The following is a 21,986-nucleotide window of genomic DNA, read 5'->3' on the forward strand; positions in this document are numbered from 1 at the left end:
GGAACGACATGAGTAAACCTGTAGTATTAAGTGGTATTCAGCCAACCGGTGGTATGACAATAGGCAATTACGTAGGTGCCATTAACCAGTGGCTTAAACTACAAAACGATCATGATTGTTACTTTATGTTGGTTGACTTGCATGCCATTACGGTTCGCCAAGAGCCACAGCAATTACGCGATCGCGTATTAGACGGCGTAGCACTGTATACTGCTTGCGGCATCGATCCAGATAAATCATCACTATTTGTGCAATCACAGGTTCCTGAGCATGCACAGCTAGGTTGGGTGCTAAACTGTTATGCACAAATGGGTGAGTTAAACCGCATGACGCAGTTTAAAGATAAGTCAGCAAAGCACGCAAATAACGTAAACGTTGGTTTATTCGCGTATCCAGTATTGCAAGCGGCGGATATTTTATTGTATCAAGCGGATCAAGTACCTGTTGGTGAAGACCAAAAGCAACACCTTGAGTTGACCCGTGATATTGCAACGCGCTTTAACAACCTGTACGGCGATGTCTTTAAGATCCCAGAACCTTATATTCCAGAGTTTGGTGCTCGTGTTATGAGCTTGCAAGACCCGAGCAAGAAGATGTCAAAATCAGACGAAAACCCAAATGGTTTTGTGATGCTGTTGGATGAACCGAAGAAGATAGAGAAAAAGCTTAAAAAAGCGGTAACGGATTCAGATGAGCAAGCACGTATTTACTTTGATCGTGTTGAAAAGCCTGGTGTATCCAACTTACTGACTCTACTCAGTGTTGCAACTAAACGCTCAATTGAAGAGTTAGTGCCAGAGTACGAAGACAAAATGTACGGTCACTTGAAGAAAGACACTGCCGATGCGGTAGTGAATATGCTTGAGCCTATTCAAGCGCGCTTTAAAGAAATCCGTGAAGATCAAACTTTGCTGGACGAAATCATGAAAAAAGGTGCGGAAAAAGCAAGTATTCGTGCTGAGAAAACGCTTAAAGCTGTGTATGACGCCGTCGGTTTTATTCCTCGCGGTTAATAAAAAACAAAGAAAGACACCATTTATGGTGTCTTTTTGTATTACAAGGGCCTATCGCCTCTTGGTTTAAAGCAGATACTAGATATAAGAAAACCCTCCTGTTGAGTTCGTGATAAAATAGATTCATAACGAAGATCTTTACCTTAGTGGCGAATAGGCTGCTTGGTTCTTTTAGTGGTACCTACATGCTGTTGATGATTGATAACTATGATTCCTTTACCTACAACCTAGTGCAGTATTTTCAGCGCTTAGACGTGGACGTGCTGGTAAAGCGAAATAATGAAATCAGCGCCTCACAAATCAAGCCGCTTAATCCCAAATATGTTGTGCTATCTCCTGGCCCTTGTAGTCCTGATGAAGCAGGGATTTCGCTTGAAGTCGTAAAACGCTTACAGGGGCAAATCCCTATTCTTGGCATTTGCCTTGGTCATCAAACTATTGCACAAGCTTTAGGTGGTAAAATCATTCGAGCAAAACAAGTGATGCATGGTAAAACGTCTCAAGTGCACCATAACAATATGGGTGTATTTCAAGATCTGCCATCACCATACGAAGTATGCCGCTACCACTCTTTGGTTGTTGAGCAAAGTAGCTTACCAAAATCTCTAGCCGTAACGGCTTGGACACAGACGCAAGAGGGTGAACGTGATGAAATTATGGGACTCTTAGCTGCCGATAGAGCACTAGAAGGAGTGCAATTTCACCCAGAAGCTATCCTCACGGAACACGGCTTAGCATTACTTGATAACTTTATAAAACGCTTCTAAAGTTTAAACAAAACCAACAGAGTTTCGCCTAGGTGTTATATATCCATATTTGCCGCGCTTTTGTTGGTTAGACTAGGGTCTAGTTTTTGATACATAACTTTTTGATTCTATTGTGCGCAATATCAAATCATAATATTGCTTTTACTGGTATAATGTTAATCAGTAAGACGATTCTGTGAGTGCTTAACTCAGTGTTTTTCTTTTAGATAAGTAGCATGCATGACGCAAGAAAATAAGCAAATTAGAATGGCACAAGCGCTGTCCGAACGTGCCCATGACCTTCTTATCAGCCTCAACTTTGCGCAGAAGCAAATAGGCTATATTCATACATTTGATATTAGCTACGGTGAGAATATCGCACAGCGCACTATGCTAGAGGTGGAAATTGCTGCGGCTGCAAAACGCCAAGAAAGCAGCACAAGTCATCACAAATATATTGCCAAAGCGAGTAAGCATCTACATTCGGTTATCGAAGAAGCTATTACAAAGCAACTGCATGACCTTGATAATATCTATCATGAAGTCATTGGTGTTCAAGACTCTGTTCCTGCTATCTTAGACATTCTTGCGGTGCGCTCAGCTTCGGTTGGGCGTTTAGAGCCTTTGGTCAATGATTTAAGTTGGTTGGGTCGTGAGCTGGTTTCGCTAGTCAACTTGCCACAGTATCGCAAAAAAAACAGTAAAGGTACGTCCATTAAGGTCGACACGCCGGCATTAGCATTGAGGTACTTAGGCCTTGAGAACTTGCAAATGGTGATCCCGACAATGGCAGTGAGACATTGGATGCCGCATGCAACAGAGCCGTTTACTCTGATGAAACGTAAATTACGCGAGCTGAGTATGAGTACGGCTATTGCGGCAAAAGAGCTGGCACCATTTTTTGGGGTAAAAGAACAGCATGCATTTACCTTGGGCATGTTACTAGAACTTGGGAAAGTGGCCTTGATCCGTCTTTATTTACGCACCTTCGAAAAGGTGTGGCAAGCCAAGGTGCAAATAGCACGAGACAAAAAGCAAAAAGACCTACACACCGCATTAATGGAGTTATCTCCTGATCCGTTATTTTTACGTAACTTATTGATAGAACATTCGGCAGAGATTTCACGTAAGCTAATTGAAAAAATGGAGCTACGTTATTTGCCCTTTAATGCCGTCATGGAAGAGTATGCGCAAACTTATCTACCAAATGCGCATAAAAACATTGCCGACCCATTACCACTGACGCAAGTGATGCAAAAAGCCTATGGTTACGCACAACTACTTGTTTTAAAAGATAGTCAGTTGATTGAAGACGACGAAGCTGAGACTTTGCTCAATCATTTAGAACTTACCGAGGAAATGCGTCAGCAATTAGCAAAATGTGCGTTCCATAACCTGCAGTTGACGATTTTGTAAAAAAAATTGAAATTTTTTTTGCGACTATTCATTCAAAACCTAATCTTAAATGATCTGTGCAAGGCTGCACGGCGCTTGCTTTGCCCTAAATATCTGCCCTAGATAGTTATTCACTTGAGTTGAGAATATATGTTAAACCCTTGAATACTAAGGGCTGAGAACGTGGTATAAGTGAGACAAATGGCGCTTTTTCTGGAATAATGAGCGTATGAATTTTGTGCCATCAAGGGGCGGGTCAAAATACATAGCACCGAATTGGTGTGAATAAATATCCTATCAAGTGGCGGCAACGCGCCGACCTCCAAAAGGAAATGACTCCTTGTTTGCACTTTCACTCACCAAATATGAGGAAATAAAATGACTATCAATCGTGAATTGTTTGACGACGTAATGGTACCTAACTACGCACCTTCAGCGGTAATTCCAGTGAAAGGTGAAGGTTCTCGAGTATGGGATCAGGAAGGTCGTGAGTACATCGACTTTGCTGGTGGTATCGCAGTTAACTGTCTAGGTCATTGTCACCCAGCTTTGGTGGGCGCGCTTAAAGAGCAAGGCGAGAAAATTTGGCATCTGTCTAACGTGATGACCAATGAGCCTGCACTACGTTTAGCGAAAAAGCTAACCGATGCCACGTTTGCAGAGAAAGTCTACTTTGCAAACTCAGGTGCAGAAGCGAACGAAGCGGCGCTTAAGTTAGCACGCCGTTGGGCACTAGATAAGTTTGGTGCTGAAAAGTCGCAAATCATCTCTTTCAACAAAGGTTTTCACGGCCGTACTTTCTTCACTGTGACCGTAGGTGGTCAAGCTGCATACTCTGATGGCTTTGGTCCAAAGCCGGGCGACATTGTTCACACAGACTATAACGATTTAGCGGCATTTGAAGCGCTTATCTCAGACAACACTTGTGCTGTGATGATGGAGCCGCTACAAGGCGAAGGTGGCATCATTTCACCAACGGCTGAGTTTGTAAAAGGTGTTCGCGAGCTGTGTGACAAGCACAACGCGCTACTTATTTTTGATGAAGTGCAAACAGGTGTTGGCCGTACTGGTGATCTGTATGCATACCAAGGTTTAAACGTAACCCCTGATATTTTAACAACGGCTAAAGCACTTGGCGGTGGTTTCCCTATCGGCGCGATGATCACAACGACTGAGATTGCTGCGCACCTAAAAGTAGGCACTCACGGTTCTACATACGGCGGTAACCCGCTGGCCTGTGCGGTTGCAGAAGCGGCATTTGACACAGTAAACACAACAGCAGTACTTGATGGCGTAAAAGCAAAAGAGCAGCTGTTCCGTGATCTACTAAACGACATCAACGAAAAGTACAATGTATTCAAAGAAGTACGTGGTAAAGGTCTATTACTTGGTGGTGTAGTCACTGAAAAGTACGAAGGCAAAGCAAAAGAATTCTTGGTTGAAGGGATCAAGCAAGGCGTGATGTCACTTGTTGCAGGTGCAAACGTAGTACGCTTCACTCCATCTCTTGTTATTCCAGAAGCTGACATTCGCGAAGGGATGGCACGTTTTGAAAAAGCCGTTGCTGCGGTAGTTGCTAACAACGCTTAATACTGGTTGCAAGGTCACCTTTTGGTGGCCTTGTTGTTATCCACATTTTTGAGGAGTAAGCGGGCTCATGATGATCCTTCGCCCAATCCAAGAAAGCGATTATCCAGCGCTTTTAAACATTGCTCACGAATCAGGTCACGGTTTTACCTCTTTGCCTGTAAACGAAGAGCTATTACAGAAGAAGATTGCACGCTCAGTTGCTTCCTTTGGCAAGCAAGCAGACAAGCCTTTTGATGAAGGCTATTTATTTGTATTAGAAGATACTGAAACAGGCGAGGTGGTTGGTACCAGCGGTATCGAAGCTGCGGTTGGTTTAGATGATGCGTTTTATCATTATCACCTAAGCAAAGTGATCCACTCTTCACGCACACTCGATGTTTATAAAGCAGTGGATATTTTAACGCTATGTAATGACTATACTGGCGCGACGGAATTATGCACCCTGTTTTTAAAAGATGGCTATCGCAAAGGCGCAAACGGCAAATTGCTGTCGCGCTCTCGCTTTATGTTTATCAATCAACATCGTGATCGTTTTGCTGAAACCGTTATCGCGGAAATGCGCGGTGTTTCTAACGAACAAGGGGAAAGTCCGTTCTGGCAATGGCTTGAAGAGCACTTCTTCTCGATGGATTTCCCGACAGCGGATTATTTAACGGGGATCGGCCAAAAGGTCTTTATTGCTGAATTAATGCCTAAGTACCCAATCTACGTAAACCTGCTTAGTAAAGAAGCACAAGCGGTGATTGGTGAAGTTCACGACAATACGCGTCCTGCTATTGAGCTACTAAAAAGCGAAGGTTTCACATTTAATGGTTATGTTGATATCTTCGACGCGGGTCCAACGGTAGAAGCAAAAGTGGGGAATATCCGCACGGTTCGCAATAGTGAAACTCGTACTGTAAAAATAGGCGAAAGCAACGGTGGATTCCCTGTTATGGTCGCAAATGGTAAACTTGTTGATTATCGCGCGGCGGTGATCGAGTTAGCCCTGAGTGATAGCAATGAAGTAACGCTTGCTCCACATGTTGCCGCGGCGCTAAAAGTTGAAGAAGGCGATCAAGTAAGCCTAGTAAAGATTTAAGATTGGGAACAGATTATGACAACACATGCAGCACAACTAATAAATGGTGAGTGGATTGCAGGACAAGGCGCAAGCTTTAGCTCTGTAAACCCAGCAAACAACGACGTTATTTGGAGCGCAAACGCAGCTACTGCTGAGCAAGTTGATGGCGCAGTAACAGCTGCTCGTGAAGCTTTCTATTCATGGAGTGACATGAGCTTTGAAGCGCGCCTAGAAATTGTTAAGCGTTTCGCTGAAGTACTAAAAGAAAATAGCGAAGAGCTTGCTATTGCAATTGCTAAAGAAACGGGTAAGCCACTTTGGGAAACTCGTACAGAAGCGGGTGCTATGGTAGGTAAAATCGCGATTTCTGAGAAAGCCTATCAAGAGCGCACAGGTGTTGTTGAAAATCCAATGCCAGTTGGCCGTGCCGTGATCCGTCACAAGGCGCACGGTGTAGTTGCTGTATTTGGCCCATATAACTTCCCAGGTCACTTACCTAATGGCCACATCGTACCTGCGCTACTTGCCGGTAACACGGTTATCTTTAAGCCATCTGAACTAACGCCATATGTTGCTGAGCTAACGCTTAAATACTGGCAACAAGCGGGTCTTCCTGCTGGTGTAATTAACCTAGTTCAGGGTGAAGTTGAAACAGGTAAAGCACTTGCGTCACACGCAGGTATTGACGGCTTATTCTTTACTGGCTCTTCTCGTACGGGTCACTTGCTACATGAGCAATATGCAGGTCAACCGGGTAAGATCCTAGCGCTTGAAATGGGTGGTAATAACCCACTCATCGTAAAAGACGTAGCGGATACAAAAGCGGCAGTACACGACATTATTCAATCTGCGTTTATCTCAAGCGGTCAGCGTTGTACTTGTGCTCGTAAACTATTCCTTCCTGCAGGTGAACAAGGTGACACAATCCTTGAGCAACTGATCAAAGCAACTAAAGCGATTAAAGTGGGTAACTTTGACGATGCAGATCAACCATTCATGGGCTCAATGATCTCAAATGCTGCCGCCGCTGGCATGGTAAAAGCACAGCAACAGCTTGTTGAGCTCGGTGGTGAGTCGCTTATCGAGCTGACGCACACAGAAGGTACAGGCTTTGTGACACCAGGGATCATCGAATGTACTAACATTGCAGACTTCCCTGATGAAGAGCACTTCGGTCCGCTGTTAAAAATATTCCGCTACACAGACTTTGACGCGGCTATCGAAAAAGCGAACGAGACAAGCTTTGGCTTATCTGCAGGTCTGCTTGGCGACAACGAAGCTGACTACGACCGTTTCTTACGTCGTATTCGCGCAGGTATCGTAAACTGGAACCGCCCAATCACTGGCGCTTCAAGTGCCGCTCCGTTTGGTGGTATCGGTGCATCAGGTAACCATCGTGCAAGTGCATACTACGCGGCAGATTACTGTGCATACCCAGTGGCTTCTGTGGAACTAGAAAAGGTAACTTTACCTTCTAGCTTGAGCCCAGGTTTATCTTTGGATTAAAATGCCAATATTGAGGTTTACTCAATAAAAATTGATAAGAAAAGCAGCTTCGGCTGCTTTTTTGTGTCTAGTTGACTACAAAAGTAGCAATCGAAAAAACTTTCTGCTTAAATCAATAGGAGATGTCTTTGATAGGTTCGGGTGAGCAAAGTATGGTTTTAGATAAACAAGGGTACGATGATTTAGTCATGTATTTGACGCAAAACTTAGCCTTGTTTGAGAAGTCTGGGACGGTTGAACCAGGGGCTCCAACAGTCATGGAATTAATCGAAGATGTGATCGCTGAAAACGTTATCCGTATATGCGAGCAGCATACTGAGTTATCTACAGAGCAGCGCAGCATGATTGTGCGAGAGGTAGATGGCATTGTGTATGACTTACAAGAAGTGCTATCAAGTGTTGTTGATAGACGTGTCACCGTAGAACAAAAAGAATTTATCGAAGAATTCGCAGGTTTGGTCAAAAACCTGTTTGATTCTGCTGTATAGCTTGGCACAATCACTATCGACAGTGTAGAAAACATACTTAGAGGCAATTCTAGGTTTAAGATACACCGCCATTTGGCGGTGTTATGCTTTATAGAGGATAACTATGTTAGCTAGCGTAAAATGGGTTGAAGGAGATACCTTTATCGGTCGCTCTGCGTCGGGACATAATGTGGTATTTGATGCCAGTTCTGATAGTGCTGCGCCAAGTCCAATGGAGATGGTGTTAATGTCAGCGGGATGTTGTTCGTCAGTCGATGTAGTCAGCATTCTACAAAAGGCGCGTCAGGATGTTACCGACGTGGAAGTAAAATTAACCGCAGAGCGCGCAGAAAGTGCACCTCGGGTTTTTACCAAGATCAATTTACACTTCGTGGTGAAAGGGCGTAATGTCTCTGAAAAACACCTAGAAAGAGCCGTAAGTTTATCTGCTGAAAAGTATTGTTCAGTGGCATTAATGCTTGAAAAAGCAGTAGAAATTACGCATAGCCATGAAGTGGTTGAAATTGACGAAAAATAACGCTTTTTCATAGCGCTATTTTCGTATAAAATCCGCGAACTTTTGTTTCTGCAGCGCAGATTTTTTGTATTAAGGTGGGTCTATCGTGAACAAGCCCTTTGATAAAATTAAACTCCATGGCTTTAACAACTTAACTAAGAGTTTAAGCTTTAGCATTTACGATATTTGCTACGCCAAGACCGAGCAGCAACGTAAAGAATATCTAGAATACATCGATGAGCAGTATAGTGCTGATCGTTTGACGGATATTCTAAAAGACGTAACGGATATCATCGGTGCAAACGTACTGAATATCGCACGTCAAGATTATGAACCACAAGGGGCGAGTGTGACGATATTAGTATCAGAAGAGCCTGTTGATCAACAGACTTTTGATAGTAATGAAGCACCAGGTCCACTTCCTGAGTCAGTGGTAGCACACTTAGATAAGAGTCACATCTGTGTTCATACTTATCCTGAAGCACACCCTGATGATGGCATTTGTACTTTTAGAGCAGATATCGAAGTTTCAACGTGTGGCATTATTTCGCCACTTAAAGCGCTTAACTTCTTAATTCACTCTTTAGAGTCAGATGTGGTGACGATTGACTATCGTGTTCGTGGATTTACTCGTGACGTTAATGGTGTTAAACACTATATCGACCACGCAATTCACTCGATCCAGAATTACATGACGGAAGATACTAAAGACGCATACCACATGGTAGACGTAAACGTGTATCAAGAGAACCTATTCCACACTAAGATGATGCTTAAGGAGACAGACCTAAATGCATATCTATTTGGAATTAGTACTGATGATTTAGACGCAGACGAAGAGGAAGAAATTCGTCTTAAGCTGAATCGTGAAATTCAGGAAGTGTTCTACGGTCGCAATTTACCAGAAACTGAATAATCAGCGGTAAATTGAGGAATTAAAAAAGGCGCGCAAGCGCCTTTTTTAATGTCTGAAATTTGTAAGATATTCAGCTTACATTTAATTTAAATATGGACAATAATTATTCGCTTTAAATAGCGGCTAAAGCGTCTAATCGGTGGGCTTATTCGGTAGGCAATAGTGCAGGCTAAAACCAGCTGGAAGAAGGCACCAATTATCCGAGGCTCAGACTAAGTACTAACCTCTCATTTCATAACGCTATTAAAGGACTAAAAATGGCATTTGATGATCTCATCTCTCGCTTTGGTGATAATCAGGAAAGCACCACTTCTTAGCTATAAGTCTCAGGCTTAATGTGAGGCGCTTGTTCGCGACTTTCTGAAAAGTAATATTTTATCAAGTTGGTATTAATCATTTCCTCGTTTGATGAAGAGAAGAAATGTAACACCTTATACGAGGTTTTTTATGAGCTACGACGATCAATATTACATTATTCTAAAAAAGTTTGATGGCGATACTTTGTATCCTAAGCCTCTGAAGCAAACTGCAAAACGTCGCTTTCGGTTTGAACAGCTTACTTGGGGACAAGAGCCTTTATTTTTTGAAAATGCACATAGAGATAAAGATCTCAAGGCAAATAGGAGTCGTCAAGTTCCTGATGTCTTTCTCAGCGCTACTATTCCAGTCGTTAACTCAAAGATAAGAGAAAAGTTGAAGTTTTTTGCGTTTGAGGGAATGCAGTTATATCCGGCAGTTTATATAGATGATGAAGGAAATTATCATGAAAACTTTTGGTGTATGAATTTTTGGGAAGAGCTAGATTGTCTAGACAGAAATCGCTCTAAGTTCTCTAAATTGACACTTGAAAAGCTGAAATTAGACCCGGACGCAGATGACTTAACGACCTACAAGTACAGCCTTGATAGTGATGTATTAGATAAAATTCCAGAAGAAGAGCGGCTGATTTTTAAAATGGAGCCCGATGATATGGGTTACGTTTTTGTTCATCAAAAAATTGCGGACATCTTTTTTGAAGAAAAGGCGACTGGCGTTAACTTAGTCAAAGTATCTGACTTTGAAGAGGGGATGCAGTTTTAAAGCTCTATAATTAAATACTCACGATGTAATGTTTGCACTATATATTACAAGGAACTTTAGTGAACTATAATGAAATATATTTTATTTTTCTCCCCCGAATTACTGAAAGCACACTGTACTTAACACCATTGCAAAAGTCAGCGGATAGAAATTTTGAGTTTGAACGCTTAGTTTGGGGTCAAGAGCCTCTATTTTTCGAAAATGGATACAAAGACGAAGACTTAAAATCAGGTGTCAAAAGAGCAATACCTAGCGTTATGCTCGATACGACGATCCCAATCATAAGTAGAAATATATGGGAGAAGCTTAAGTTTTTTGATTTTAAAGGAATGCAATTTTATCCCGCTGTTTATATCGATGATGATGGTCACTATCACGAGCAATATTGGTGCATGAACTTCTGGGAAAGGTTGGATTGCCTAGATAGGAAGAGATCAAAATTTTCAAAGACAACATTAAAGAAGCTCAAAGTGAACCCGGACGCAGATGACTTAACGACCTACAAGTACAGCCTTGATAGTGATGTATTAGATAAAATTCCAGAAGAAGAGCGGCTGATTTTTAAAATGGAGCCCGATGATATGGGTTATGTCTTTGTCCATCAAAAAATTGCAGATATCTTTTTTGAAGAGAAGGCGACAGGCGTTAACTTAGTCAAAGTATCCGACTTTGAAGAAGGGATGCAGTTTTAGTTTGCCAACTAGTTAGGAGACTACTTTACATAAAGGTTGGAAGTGCAATGACAAGAGATTTTAACGACCAATATTACATCATTTTAAAAATTATAGCGAAGTAACATTGCACCTTACTGCTTTGCAAAAGTCGGCGGATAGAGATTATGAGTTTGAACAGTTAGTTTGGGGGAAAGAACCGCTATTTTTCGAAAATGCGTATAGAGATAAAGATAATGCGAATGGAGTTATACGTCCTATCCCCAGTGTTTTACTAGACGCTACGATCCCTATCGTTAGCTCAAAAATTAGAGAACGGTTAAAGCTCTTTAATTTTGTTGGGATGCAGCTATATCCTGCTGTGTACATTGACGATGGTGGTAACTATCACGAAGATTATTGGTGCATGAACTTTTGGTAAGAACTGGATTGTTGGGATAGAGAAAAGTCTAAAACAGAGAAAGCGACGAAAGAAGAATTAGCAGATCCATACTTTATGTCGAGAATTGACGTTTATAAATACCACTTAGATAGTGAAGTCTTGGATAAAATCCCAGAAGAAGAACGTTTGATATTTAAACAAGCTGGTGGTCTGAAGTATGTCTTTGTCCATCAAAAAATTGCAGATATCTTTTTTGAGGAAAAAGCGACAGGCGTTAACTTAGTCAAAGTGTCCGATTTTGAAGAAGGGGTGCAGTTTTAGCTCTATATCTGTGTAAAACAAAAAATAAAACCCGCGGGAGCGGGCTTTATTTTTTAAAAGCTATGCCTATTTTGATTCACTTTCTAACTCCTCATCAGGCGTATCAGGGCGCTGTCGTTCGACAAAGGTAGTGGCCAGTAGGGTGGTGATCACACAGGATAGTAAAATCGACTTTAGGATTTCGTAGTTATAGTATATTAAGCCCCAGCTCCAGAATTGTTTGGCAAAGTTTTCATCTACGCCGAAATGTTCTAAATTACGAATAATATTTTCACCGAAGGCCGCGAGGTCAACTAGAATAAACGCAAAGTAAATGCCATATAGGATAGGGTCTGCATGAGTCATATATATGGAACGCCAATTATCAGGTGCTGTGCGTCTAACATAACGAAGAGATAATCGAACGCGATATTTCATTATCATTAGGATTGTTAGATCAACAAGGAAATGGGATCCAAACATCAAAAGGTTGCCTTGAAAAGGTGGTAGTCCCATACTATTTAACGAAACAACGTAACTCACTAAACCATATTCTATAGCTGTCATTATTAACAGTAGTGCCGCAATGTGCTTTATATTTTCATGGTTTTTAGCCATAAAGCAAAATATAATAATGCAGGCAAGCATTACAGTATCTGCATAATGATTGAAATGGATATAAATTACTGAAAGTGAAGCTGCAATTGCTGCACAAATAAGTAAAAAGATCCAAGATGTTCGCATTTTATTTCCTTACAGTAAGCCCTATAACTTCAGCTTTCGGTGTGTTGTAGCAGTTAATAAGCTTAGTTTTAGATGCTAATAGTGATTGTAAATTTGGCCTATGGTTTTTCGGATGGTTCCAACTTCGGGTCATCTATTTTTGCGCCACCGGTTCCGCCGATGGTTTTTCTAATTTCATCAATACCTAAGACTGTAAAGTTGAAGGTACTAGCTTTTGCATCTGCAAATAGCACCCTAGGATCATCAGCTTTAGCTCCACCGGAACCACCAAAAACTTTTCTACTATCGCTATGTTGGATTAGCTTTGGGCGAGAAGTGTATGGTTCTGAAGATGCTGTAGTAAGTCTTGGATCATCACCTTTGGTGCCACTGCTTCCACCTACCACTCGGGTAGTTGAGTTTTTCTCCAGTTGAAACTTGTAATCTGATGACTGTGCTATTGGTTCGCATTTTACCTTTGGCTCTGCGACTTTATTGCCACCACTTCCACCAATCACCTGATTAACTGAGTCAGCACTAAGTGATGATTTTTTATTTGGTGTTATGGAATCGTTTTGTACTCTAGGGTCATCAGCTTGTCCTCCTGTAGTACCACCAATCACCTGATTAACTGAGTCAGCACTAAGTGATGATTTTTTATTTGGTGTTATGGAATCGTTTTGTACTTTAGGGTCATCAGCTTGTCCTCCTGTAGTGCCACCAATCACCTGATTAACTGAATCAGCACTAAGTGATGATTGTTTACTTGGCGCTGCTGAGTCACTTTCGGCTCTTGGGTCTTTTACTTTTGGCCCAAGCGATCCACCATATACCGTGTTAGCTTGTTTTTGGGAAAGTGCTGTTAAAGTTACGAGTCGGTTAGCTATATTTTTTATAAAAAAGCGCATAATGACGTCCTTTCTAAGTTAAGTTTTGCGGTGTTTAGTTTCCACTCCACTTTACTCCTTAACAATAAAGTTGAAAACATCGTGTTGCAAATAGACCTTATTCGTAACTTTATTGTTTGCCATTGTGGTGAGGGGCAATGAAAGTGCGCGTCTTTCATTAGCCGTTATCCTCATTGCTTGATTTGCTATTTCGCGGTGTTGGCGACTTACGCCATAATTTGGCGTCGTCAATTTTGTCTCTTAAGGCAAGGATTTGTTCTCTAAGTGGGTTGAGGTTGATGCCGCAGGCGTCGCACCATATTTCAAAATATTCGTAGGGAAATTTGCTTACGCCTTTTTCATAGTTTTCGTAAGTGCCACGCTCCACGCCGACCAAGTTAGCCATTTCTTGCGTGGTTTTGCCGGCGACTTTGCGCATGCGGCGCAGGTCGTCTCCTGTAAAGCGCTTATCAAATTTCCCCACCAACTCAATCCTTTTTGCCTGTCGCACTCGCGTCACAAACAGCATCAATCCCCATGTAGCCGGGTGTATGCTATTTGTTTGTCTCTATTGTTCGCTTAACCAAGTTGCATTTTTGTATCTAAACCGTAAACGCGAGTCTATCGCAGAAAATTTCTTTTTCAAGTGTATTCAGTCTAAAAATGAACATTTTGTTGCATTTAATTAATCTTCGCTCGATTTTTTAGGCGAAGCCTGAGGTCAGTAACTCGGTATTCAACAGAGGTGTTGCTATGATGGTGCTGGCGTTTTTAATTAATTTACAAATAAATTCAAAAAAATTTTCTTCGCGCAGATTTTTGCACGAAGCTTTTGTTACTTTAGTGTGAAATAAAGTGACATGTTGGAGAGCAATATGGATTATCTACGCCAATATCATGACTTAACGATTTATTACGATGCCCTCAAGAAAGCGGCAAGGCAGGGTGACGAGGTGCCAGACACCACAACCAAATGGTTAGCACTGGTGGAAACAACCTTGTTTGAACTGCAAGAGCTTGCCCATATGGAAAAGGCTTACATGCAGAAGTCAAAAACGATGAATAATCTGGTTGAGTTGGTGTATTCCAGTGCCCCAAGCATGGAGTAACTAAAAGGGTAATTGCTTTTTGAGTTTTTGCGGTGAGGGGGAACGTTTTACTCTAATTTTACGTTCCCCCTTTTTTCTTTTTGTGCGTGTTTATCGCCTTATGTGTAGGCGATAAACGGGTCGTACTACAGTTCGTAACTAAAACTTAGACCATAAACGCGCGGCTCGCCGTACTGTACATAGGTATTGTCTTGCCAGCCGTCTAGTGGATTATTACCAAACCTAAAGCCACGTACTACAATGTCTTCGTCTGCTAGGTTTCTACCCCAAGCCGTTAATGACCAGTTGTCGCCATAGTAACTAAGGCTGGCGTTGATCAGGTTATGATTGCGCGCTTGCTCGTTGTGACTGTCCGAGAGGTAATAGTTGTCTTTGCCTTCCACACCTAATTCAACCACTAGGTTATCCATTAACTCGTAATTGACGGCAAACGAGTATTGATAATTGGGCGCTTGTGCTTGGTCGCGACCATCAAGGTTGAGGCCACTGGCAGCCACAAAGTCTTCAATCTCGGTCTCTAAATAGCCTGCGCTATAGCTAAAACCAAGGCGGTCCGTGTACTGTAGGTTGCCTTCAACTTCTAGGCCGTAGTTACTGCCTTTACTAGCGTTGTCGATGTAGCCTGCAAATTGCTGGTTAGAAACTTGCCATTGCTTTAACTGGATATCATCGCGTTGCATATAAAACGCGGTAACCCGTACAAGGTGACGCTTGTCTTCAGACTCACCTTTTACACCAAACTCAGCGTTCCAAACATACTCAGGGTCAAAGTAATGGTGTTCGGCCGGAATATTTAAACCTTCATCTTTGGCTTTTGCCAGTGCTTCGCCGTTTACACCGCCGACTTTGTAACCGCGAGTAAGGCTGGTGTAGATCATCGTGCGCGGTACAACTTGATATTCAAGTGCGACTTTTCCGCCCCACATTACATCATCGGTTTCGATACTAAAGCCGTTACTATCTAAATAGTCAGCGTCATATTGCTCCGCGCGAAGACCACCGATTAGGCGAGTTTTGTCTGAAAGGTGATGCACGTATTGACCAAAAATCGCCTTACTTTCTACGGTGTATGCTGACGTAAATGGGTTCTCAAGCCAAGTGTAGTGACGGGTCAAATCAACATCGTTACGCTTTGCGAAAACACCTACCACCCAGTCATTTTGTTTATCTTTGATTAAAAACTCTATGTCGCCATTTTCATGGTTACGCTCGTAGGCATCGGTTGAGCTATATCCTTCAGGGTGTAATCCTGCTGCGCATAGCGCTGGCTGAGCTGCGTCATTACATACCCAATCTTCGTCGTAGCTATATAAAGTATCAGCATCTAGCCCAGATACTTTAAATTCCACATTGAATAAGTCTGAGCGAGTATAAATTCCGCGTAGTGAAAACGCATCGGAGCTGAGGTTGTCTTGGCCTGGGGTATCAGCAACACTGTTACGTGAATTATCCAGGGTGAAACCGTCGTACCCGTTTTCAGTATCAATATGGTGATAAGCAAACTCTAGTGCGAGATTATCGCTCACTTGAGAGTTAAGTTTCACTCTTGCTACTTGTTCGTCTTGTTGCTGAGTGGGTTTGTTTAGGTAGAGGTTATCTACGTAACCGTCAGACTCTCGCTGATAAAGGCTGACGCGCACTGCGGTGTCGTCGCTTAATCCTGTGCCTGCAGCAAGGCCTGCTTCGTAGCTACCATAATTACCTGCGCCTAACTTCACTTTTAATGATGGCGCTGTGGTGGCAGCTTGGGTATTTACTTCAACGATTCCAGCTAAAGCATCTGAACCGAATTTAGTGCCTTGAGGGCCGCGATACACCACCACTGACTCAGTATCAAAAAGCAGCGCACTTGCGCCTAATCCTGAATAATTAATACCGTCAATTAATAAGCCAACGCTGGGATAAATAGGATCAACAAACTGTGAACGTAAGCCGATACCACGGATTTGCATAAAGCGACCACGAGACGCACCTGCCGTAAAGTTAACGTTAGCGGTGGCACCTAGTATCTCATCTAAATATTGCGCACCACGTTTAGCGATAGTGAGTTCGTCAACCACCGAAGCGCTTGCACTTAATGTCTGGATAGTTTCATTCTGAAAATCGCCAGTGACGACAATGGTTTCTAGGTTATCGTCGGCAAGTACCTGATGAGAGAAAAATGGCAGCAGTGCCAAGGTGATCGTAGAGAGTTTTAACTTCATGCTTAATCTTTGTCCCATTTTTAATTGGGCACAGTTTAACAAAAGCCAGACCAGTTGACAGTGAAATTGTGTTATATGTTAGCCCGCAAATGTTAAACAAATAGGCCAGATATGAGTTTTAAAGTTGATTTTAAAGTCCGAGACTATGAGTGTGACTTACAGGGAATAGTTAATAACAGCGTGTATTTTAATTATTTAGAGCATGCAAGGCATGAGTTTTTATTGGCGAATAACGTTGATTTTGCAGCGCTTGCAGAACAAAAAGTGAACTTAGTCGTTATTCGTAGCGAAATGAATTACAAAGACTCGTTACGCCCAGGTGATGAGTTTTATGTTGAAGTCGCACTTGAGCGTGAAAGCAGAGTAAAGTTCGCATTTAAGCAAAAAGTGATAAGAGCGCATGACAATAAACTCATGCTTGATGCGGTAGTCACTGGAACTTCGGTGAATGAGCGCGGTAGACCGTTTTTACCAGACGCTATTACACACTTATTTGATTAGGGCCTGTTTATCTTTCAAGTCAGGCCCTAAATACTACGATATGTAAACATGGCGACGGTAAAATACTCAATTGAGTGATTTTTACAGAATTTTACTGCTATTTTTGTGTCTTGAAACGTTATAATAAACTCAGGGCATAAAATAGATGGTTTACCATGAAATTCATCAGCATAATCGGCGCAATAATGGCGCTTAGTGGATGTATATCGACAGGGAAGGTAGACACGGAAGCGCTTAAGTATTCCGCTTGGCAGTTACAGAGTATTAATGGCCAAAATATTACGCAATTACAATCAGACGCTGGACTTGGTGAAAAGCCTATTGATATTCGTTTTATCGATGCACTGCAAGTCAATGGTTTTGCGGGTTGTAATCGCTTTTTTGGCGAAGGCGAAATTGTCGAAGGGCAGTTAAAAGTTAAAAACTTAGGCATGACGCGTAAGTACTGTGGTGAAGAAATTGCTCAGGTTGAATCGCAGCTTATTAACCAATTACAAATTGGTGTCTTGCTTGAAGTAAATGCTAATAAGTTGACCTTGAAAGGAAAACCTCAGTTTAGTTTTATTAAACAATAAGCTGAAAATAAGAATTCTAGTGTCAGTGCTTGCGAGCTTTCGTGTTAGCAAGTAGACTGGCGCTAATTCGTTACTTGTCGGAGTGCCTTGAGTTTTTGCAGCAAATTTGTTGCAGATAGTCGGGCTGAGATCGCATTTTGCGGGATCCGTGGACCTGATCAGGTTAATGCCTGCGTAGGGAACAAGACAGCAAACGCGCTGCGTTTGTCTGTAGCAATAGTGGTTTATTGCTATCCACCTTACCCGAGGACTATCCTCGTCTCTCTCCTTTTGGAGATCTGACAAGACACCTTTGTATGAAAATAAGAGGGACGTCATGTCAAACAATAGTAGCAAGCTAAGTCGTCGTGAAGCGAGAGCAGCCGCGGCAGAATTTATCCATAACCTTAAAGGCCAACCTTTTCCAAACTCACATAAAGTTTATGTGGAGGGCGAACAAGCAGGCGTACGCGTTGGTATGCGTGAAATCACGCTAAGTGATTCGTTTGTAGGTGGCACCGAAGAAAATCCGGTATTTGAATCAAACGATCCCATTCGTGTTTATGATACTTCAGGTCCATACACAGATCCTGAAGTGCCGGTTGACGTTCGTGCTGGTCTTCCTAAATTTAGAGAGCAGTGGATAGTCGAGCGCGATGATACCGAAATGCTAGAGTCGGTGACATCACAGTTTTCTCAGCAGCGTATGGCGGATGAAGGGCTTGATCATATTCGCTTTGAACATTTACCTAAAATCCGTCGTGCCAAGGCGGGTAAAAATGTCACGCAAATGCACTACGCCCGTCAAGGCATAGTAACGCCTGAAATGGAATATGTGGCGATCCGTGAAAATATGGGGCGCGCTAAGTTGCGTGAAGAATTGCTTGCGCAGCAACACAAAGGCCAATCGTTTGGTGCGAGTATTCCTGAGTTTATTACGCCTGAATTTGTGCGTGATGAAATCGCCCGTGGCCGTGCTGTACTACCAAACAATATTAATCACCCTGAAACCGAGCCGATGATCATCGGACGTAACTTCTTAGTCAAAGTTAACGCCAATATCGGTAATTCATCAGTGACCTCCTCTATCGAAGAAGAAGTAGAAAAAATGGTATGGTCGACCCGTTGGGGTGCAGATACCGTAATGGATCTGTCGACAGGGCGTTACATTCATGAAACCCGCGAGTGGGTGGTACGTAACTCTCCAGTGCCAATCGGTACGGTACCAATCTATCAGGCACTAGAAAAAGTGAATGGCGTTGCCGAAGATCTAACGTGGGAGATCTTCCGCGATACCTTGATTGAACAAGCAGAGCAAGGCGTGGATTACTTTACCATCCATGCGGGGGTACTACTGCGTTACGTGCCGATGACGGCAAAACGCGTGACGGGTATTGTGTCTCGCGGTGGTTCAATTATGGCGAAGTGGTGTCTAGCGCATCACAAAGAAAACTTCCTCTACACGCACTTTGAAGACATCTGTGAAATCTTAAAACAGTATGATGTTTGTTTTTCATTGGGTGATGGTTTGCGTCCGGGTTCTATTGCCGATGCCAATGACGAAGCACAATTTAGCGAACTGCGTACCCTTGGTGAGTTAACTAAGCTTGCGTGGAAACACGATGTTCAGGTCTTTATTGAGGGCCCAGGACATGTGCCTATGCATATGATCAAAGAGAATATGGAAGAGCAGCTTAAACACTGTGATGAAGCACCGTTTTACACGCTTGGCCCACTCACAACCGATATTGCTCCGGGTTATGATCACTTCACTTCTGGGATCGGTGCGGCGCAAATTGCTTGGTATGGCTGTGCGATGCTGTGCTATGTGACACCAAAAGAACACTTAGGCTTACCGAATAAAGAAGATGTAAAAGAAGGTTTGATCACCTACAAGATCGCGGCGCATGCAGCGGATCTGGCGAAGGGCCATCCGGGCGCTCAAGTTCGTGACAATGCGCTGTCTAAAGCACGCTTTGAGTTCCGCTGGCACGATCAGTTTAATCTCGGTCTAGATCCAGAACGTGCTCGTGAATATCACGATGAGACCTTGCCACAAGAGTCGGGCAAAGTCGCTCACTTCTGTTCTATGTGTGGTCCTAAATTCTGCTCGATGAAGATCACCCAAGATGTGCGTGACTATGCAAAAGCGTTAGAAGCGCGAGGCATTGATCCTAATAATGTGGGCGAAGAGATCAGCATTAAAATGGTGGATGTTGAAGCCGAGATGAAAGCAAAGTCAGAAGAGTTTAAGCAATCAGGCTCTGAGCTTTACCACAAAGCGATATAACCTATCCCATCATAGCCACCTTGATCCCCGTCGGGTGGCTAATTTTAGGAGTGTAGCTATGTCTACTCAAGCACGTGTTGCTATCTTGGGTTTTGGCTTAACAGGGCGCATCGCCGCGTTGATGCTCGCTGAGCGTTATCAAGTCAGCGTATTTGAACAGGCAAAGCAAGGTACTGAGACCTCAGCAGGTAGTGTGGCGGCGGCCATGTTAGCGCCGTTGGCTGAGTCTGTGGTATGCGATGAAGCATTGGCGCGGCAGGGGCTGGAGTCCATGAAACTCTGGCCACAATTACTGGCGAAACTGGAAAGCCCGGTATTTTTCCAGCAGCAAGGCTCGCTTATTGTGGCACATGGTCAAGACCGTGGTGATTTAGTGAGTTTTCAGCAGCGTTTAAAACCGTTAAAAGATCATAGCGCGGAAGTGGTGAATGGTACTCGGATCGCGCAATTGGAACCAGAGCTTGGCGGTGTGTTCCATCAAGGCTTGTATTTACCTTGCGAAGGCCAGCTTGATAATCAGGCGTTTTATCAAAGTAGTTCGGCAGCATTGACTAAGCAAGGTGTAGAGATTAACTACGGTGTTCATTGTGATGAAGCGCAAAAGGTGCAGCTTAGTCAAGCGTATGACTGGGTGATTGATTGTCGCGGTCTTGGTGCGAAAGCCACGTGTAACGGGCTTCGTGGCGTGCGCGGCGAAGTGGCGAGAATTTATGCCCCGGAAGTGACCTTGACTCGACCTGTGCGCTTGATGCACCCAAGATATCCCATTTACATTGCGCCAAAACCAGACCATCAGTTTGTTATTGGTGCGACGGAAATTGAGTCGCAAGATAATGGTGAGATAACGGTACGTTCTACACTCGAATTACTCTCTGCTGCTTATTCAGTTCATCGTGGGTTTGCCGAAGCGCGAGTATTGTCTTTATTAGCAGGACTTAGACCTGCGTTTAAAGATAATCACCCCAAAATTGAACAACAAGGTAATGTGATCAGTATCAATGGCTTATATAGACACGGCTATCTGCTGGCACCGCTTATCGTGAAACAAGCACTATCTAAGGAGTTATTATGAAAGTCGAATTTAATGGCGAAACGATTAATATCAACCGCGAGCAAAATATTCAGGAATTTATTGAAGCCAGAGGTGCCAAACCGCCTTTTGCCGTCGCGCTTAATGGTACTTTTGTTTCCCGCACGGAGCTGCCAAGCGTGACATTGAGCGACGGTGATAAGATTGAGCTTTTATCGCCAATTCAAGGGGGATAAACATGCAGTCTTTGACTGATACTAAGCTCACTATTTATGGTGAACAATTTACTAGCCGCATGTTAATTGGCTCAGCACTTTATCCCTCTCCAGAAGTAATGCAGGCAGCTATCGCCACCTCGGGTGCTGAAATTGTTACTGTGTCGCTGAGACGCCAGCAAACTAAGCAAGCGGGTGACGACTTTTGGTCGCTTATCAAAGAGATGGGACTGCGAGTCTTACCAAACACGGCTGGCTGTCATGGCGTAAAAGAAGCGGTGACCTTGGCGCAAATGTGCCGGGAAGTGTTTGCCACGGATTGGATTAAACTTGAACTCATTGGTGATGAATATAACTTACAGCCAGATCCCATTGCATTGCTCGAAGCCACCGAAATCTTGCTAAAAGACGGTTTTAAGGTATTGCCCTATTGCACTGATGATTTGGTGCTGTGTCAGCGTTTAGATGCACTTGGTTGTGAAGTTTTAATGCCTTGGGGCGCACCAATTGGTACGGGAAAAGGGCTGTTAAATCCATATAACCTGCAAACCATCCGCACACGTTTGCCCCATCAAACCTTGATTGTCGATGCGGGACTCGGCTTGCCGTCTCATGCTTGCCAAGCTCTAGAGCTGGGTTATGATGCCGTACTATTGAATTCGGCAGTGGCAGGGGCGGGTTGTCCTATCACCATGGCAAAAGCGTTTGAAGCCAGCACGGTTGCAGGGCGTCTGTCTTATTTGGCAAAAGCAATGCCACAAAAAGAGGTGGCATCACCTTCTACGCCAACCTTAGGCATGCCTTTTTGGCACGCAAACTAACTTGAA

General features: G+C 43.2%; 22 protein-coding genes, 1 pseudogene and 1 riboswitch. Of the genes and pseudogenes, 19 read left to right on the forward strand and 4 right to left on the reverse strand.

The genetic code is table 11. The features are described from left to right. The first annotated feature begins 8 nt into the window (after positions 1 to 8). The 12 genes and pseudogenes from trpS to JJQ94_RS24340 all read left to right on the forward strand — a co-directional run bounded on the left by trpS (position 9) and on the right by JJQ94_RS24340 (position 11,667). Complete coding sequence (gene trpS, locus JJQ94_RS07120) at positions 9 to 1,013, forward strand: tryptophan--tRNA ligase (RefSeq protein ID WP_010368888.1); 1,005 nt, start codon at positions 9 to 11, stop codon at positions 1,011 to 1,013. 185 nt (positions 1,014 to 1,198) lie between these two features. Continuing rightward, entirely contained in the window at positions 1,199 to 1,780 is a 582-nt protein-coding gene (locus tag JJQ94_RS07125; RefSeq protein ID WP_099028949.1) for an anthranilate synthase component II, read from the forward strand. A 219-nt stretch (positions 1,781 to 1,999) separates the two neighbouring features. After that, complete coding sequence (locus tag JJQ94_RS07130) at positions 2,000 to 3,175, forward strand: HDOD domain-containing protein (RefSeq protein WP_099028950.1); 1,176 nt, start codon at positions 2,000 to 2,002, stop codon at positions 3,173 to 3,175. A 357-nt stretch (positions 3,176 to 3,532) separates the two neighbouring features. After that, on the forward strand, positions 3,533 to 4,744 hold the full coding sequence (locus JJQ94_RS07135; RefSeq protein ID WP_099028951.1) for an aspartate aminotransferase family protein: 1,212 nt from the start codon (positions 3,533 to 3,535) through the stop codon (positions 4,742 to 4,744). A gap of 67 nt (positions 4,745 to 4,811) precedes the next feature. Then, complete coding sequence (gene astA, locus JJQ94_RS07140; RefSeq protein ID WP_099028952.1) at positions 4,812 to 5,825, forward strand: arginine N-succinyltransferase; 1,014 nt, start codon at positions 4,812 to 4,814, stop codon at positions 5,823 to 5,825. Between the two features lie 15 nt (positions 5,826 to 5,840). Then, a complete protein-coding gene (astD, locus tag JJQ94_RS07145) occupies positions 5,841 to 7,313 on the forward strand; it encodes a succinylglutamate-semialdehyde dehydrogenase (protein ID WP_099028953.1) in 1,473 nt (490 codons plus the stop codon). Positions 7,314 to 7,465: 152 nt separating this feature from the next. Continuing rightward, entirely contained in the window at positions 7,466 to 7,801 is a 336-nt protein-coding gene (locus JJQ94_RS07150) for a DUF3802 family protein (protein ID WP_029215895.1), read from the forward strand. 103 nt (positions 7,802 to 7,904) lie between these two features. Beyond that, complete coding sequence (locus tag JJQ94_RS07155; RefSeq protein ID WP_099028954.1) at positions 7,905 to 8,318, forward strand: OsmC family protein; 414 nt, start codon at positions 7,905 to 7,907, stop codon at positions 8,316 to 8,318. A gap of 85 nt (positions 8,319 to 8,403) precedes the next feature. After that, complete coding sequence (gene speD / locus JJQ94_RS07160; protein WP_010607075.1) at positions 8,404 to 9,213, forward strand: adenosylmethionine decarboxylase; 810 nt, start codon at positions 8,404 to 8,406, stop codon at positions 9,211 to 9,213. A gap of 447 nt (positions 9,214 to 9,660) precedes the next feature. Further along, a complete protein-coding gene (locus tag JJQ94_RS07165) occupies positions 9,661 to 10,293 on the forward strand; it encodes a hypothetical protein (RefSeq protein ID WP_099028955.1) in 633 nt (210 codons plus the stop codon). A gap of 59 nt (positions 10,294 to 10,352) precedes the next feature. Beyond that, positions 10,353 to 10,985, forward strand: a complete 633-nt coding sequence (locus JJQ94_RS07170; protein WP_099028956.1) for an imm11 family protein — start codon at positions 10,353 to 10,355, stop codon at positions 10,983 to 10,985. 47 nt (positions 10,986 to 11,032) lie between these two features. Continuing rightward, positions 11,033 to 11,667: pseudogene (locus JJQ94_RS24340) on the forward strand (imm11 family protein). 66 nt (positions 11,668 to 11,733) lie between these two features. Here the strand turns inward: JJQ94_RS24340 and JJQ94_RS07180 are convergent. The 3 genes from JJQ94_RS07180 to JJQ94_RS07190 all read right to left on the reverse strand — a co-directional run bounded on the left by JJQ94_RS07180 (position 11,734) and on the right by JJQ94_RS07190 (position 13,785). Beyond that, positions 11,734 to 12,390, reverse strand: a complete 657-nt coding sequence (locus JJQ94_RS07180; protein WP_099028957.1) for a hypothetical protein — start codon at positions 12,388 to 12,390, stop codon at positions 11,734 to 11,736. A gap of 98 nt (positions 12,391 to 12,488) precedes the next feature. Next, positions 12,489 to 13,277, reverse strand: a complete 789-nt coding sequence (locus JJQ94_RS07185; RefSeq protein ID WP_099028958.1) for a hypothetical protein — start codon at positions 13,275 to 13,277, stop codon at positions 12,489 to 12,491. 157 nt (positions 13,278 to 13,434) lie between these two features. Then, positions 13,435 to 13,785, reverse strand: a complete 351-nt coding sequence (locus JJQ94_RS07190; protein WP_099028959.1) for a helix-turn-helix domain-containing protein — start codon at positions 13,783 to 13,785, stop codon at positions 13,435 to 13,437. Positions 13,786 to 14,131: 346 nt separating this feature from the next. On the opposite strand from JJQ94_RS07190, the gene JJQ94_RS07195 reads away from it, so the two are divergent. Continuing rightward, positions 14,132 to 14,365, forward strand: coding sequence for a hypothetical protein (locus JJQ94_RS07195; RefSeq protein ID WP_010607079.1), 234 nt, complete (start codon positions 14,132 to 14,134; stop codon positions 14,363 to 14,365). Positions 14,366 to 14,490: 125 nt separating this feature from the next. Here JJQ94_RS07195 and JJQ94_RS07200 read toward each other — a convergent pair whose 3' ends face one another. Next, the gene (locus JJQ94_RS07200; RefSeq protein ID WP_099028960.1) at positions 14,491 to 16,569 is read right to left on the reverse strand and encodes a TonB-dependent receptor; all 2,079 of its coding nucleotides are present in this window, start codon (positions 16,567 to 16,569) and stop codon (positions 14,491 to 14,493) included. Between the two features lie 111 nt (positions 16,570 to 16,680). Between JJQ94_RS07200 and JJQ94_RS07205 the strand changes: the two genes are divergently transcribed. The 6 genes from JJQ94_RS07205 (at position 16,681) to JJQ94_RS07230 (ending at position 21,980) form a co-directional block, all read left to right on the forward strand. Continuing rightward, the gene (locus tag JJQ94_RS07205) at positions 16,681 to 17,070 is read left to right on the forward strand and encodes an acyl-CoA thioesterase (protein ID WP_099028961.1); all 390 of its coding nucleotides are present in this window, start codon (positions 16,681 to 16,683) and stop codon (positions 17,068 to 17,070) included. 155 nt (positions 17,071 to 17,225) lie between these two features. After that, entirely contained in the window at positions 17,226 to 17,645 is a 420-nt protein-coding gene (locus JJQ94_RS07210; protein ID WP_010368829.1) for an META domain-containing protein, read from the forward strand. A gap of 68 nt (positions 17,646 to 17,713) precedes the next feature. Next, positions 17,714 to 17,843, forward strand: a riboswitch (TPP riboswitch). 118 nt (positions 17,844 to 17,961) lie between these two features. After that, the gene (thiC, locus tag JJQ94_RS07215; protein WP_010607083.1) at positions 17,962 to 19,914 is read left to right on the forward strand and encodes a phosphomethylpyrimidine synthase ThiC; all 1,953 of its coding nucleotides are present in this window, start codon (positions 17,962 to 17,964) and stop codon (positions 19,912 to 19,914) included. Between the two features lie 58 nt (positions 19,915 to 19,972). Next, positions 19,973 to 20,986: an FAD-dependent oxidoreductase gene (locus JJQ94_RS07220; protein WP_099028962.1), complete on the forward strand. Its 1,014-nt coding sequence runs from the start codon at positions 19,973 to 19,975 to the stop codon at positions 20,984 to 20,986. After that, positions 20,983 to 21,180, forward strand: a complete 198-nt coding sequence (gene thiS, locus JJQ94_RS07225) for a sulfur carrier protein ThiS (RefSeq protein WP_010368823.1) — start codon at positions 20,983 to 20,985, stop codon at positions 21,178 to 21,180. The genes JJQ94_RS07220 and thiS overlap by 4 nt, the downstream gene beginning before the upstream one ends. 2 nt (positions 21,181 to 21,182) lie before the next feature. Continuing rightward, positions 21,183 to 21,980, forward strand: a complete 798-nt coding sequence (locus tag JJQ94_RS07230; RefSeq protein ID WP_099028963.1) for a thiazole synthase — start codon at positions 21,183 to 21,185, stop codon at positions 21,978 to 21,980. The last annotated feature ends 6 nt before the right edge of the window (positions 21,981 to 21,986 follow it).

Origin of the sequence: Pseudoalteromonas sp. GCY (assembly GCF_016695175.1) — a bacterium.
Taxonomy (GTDB): Bacteria; Pseudomonadota; Gammaproteobacteria; order Enterobacterales; family Alteromonadaceae; genus Pseudoalteromonas.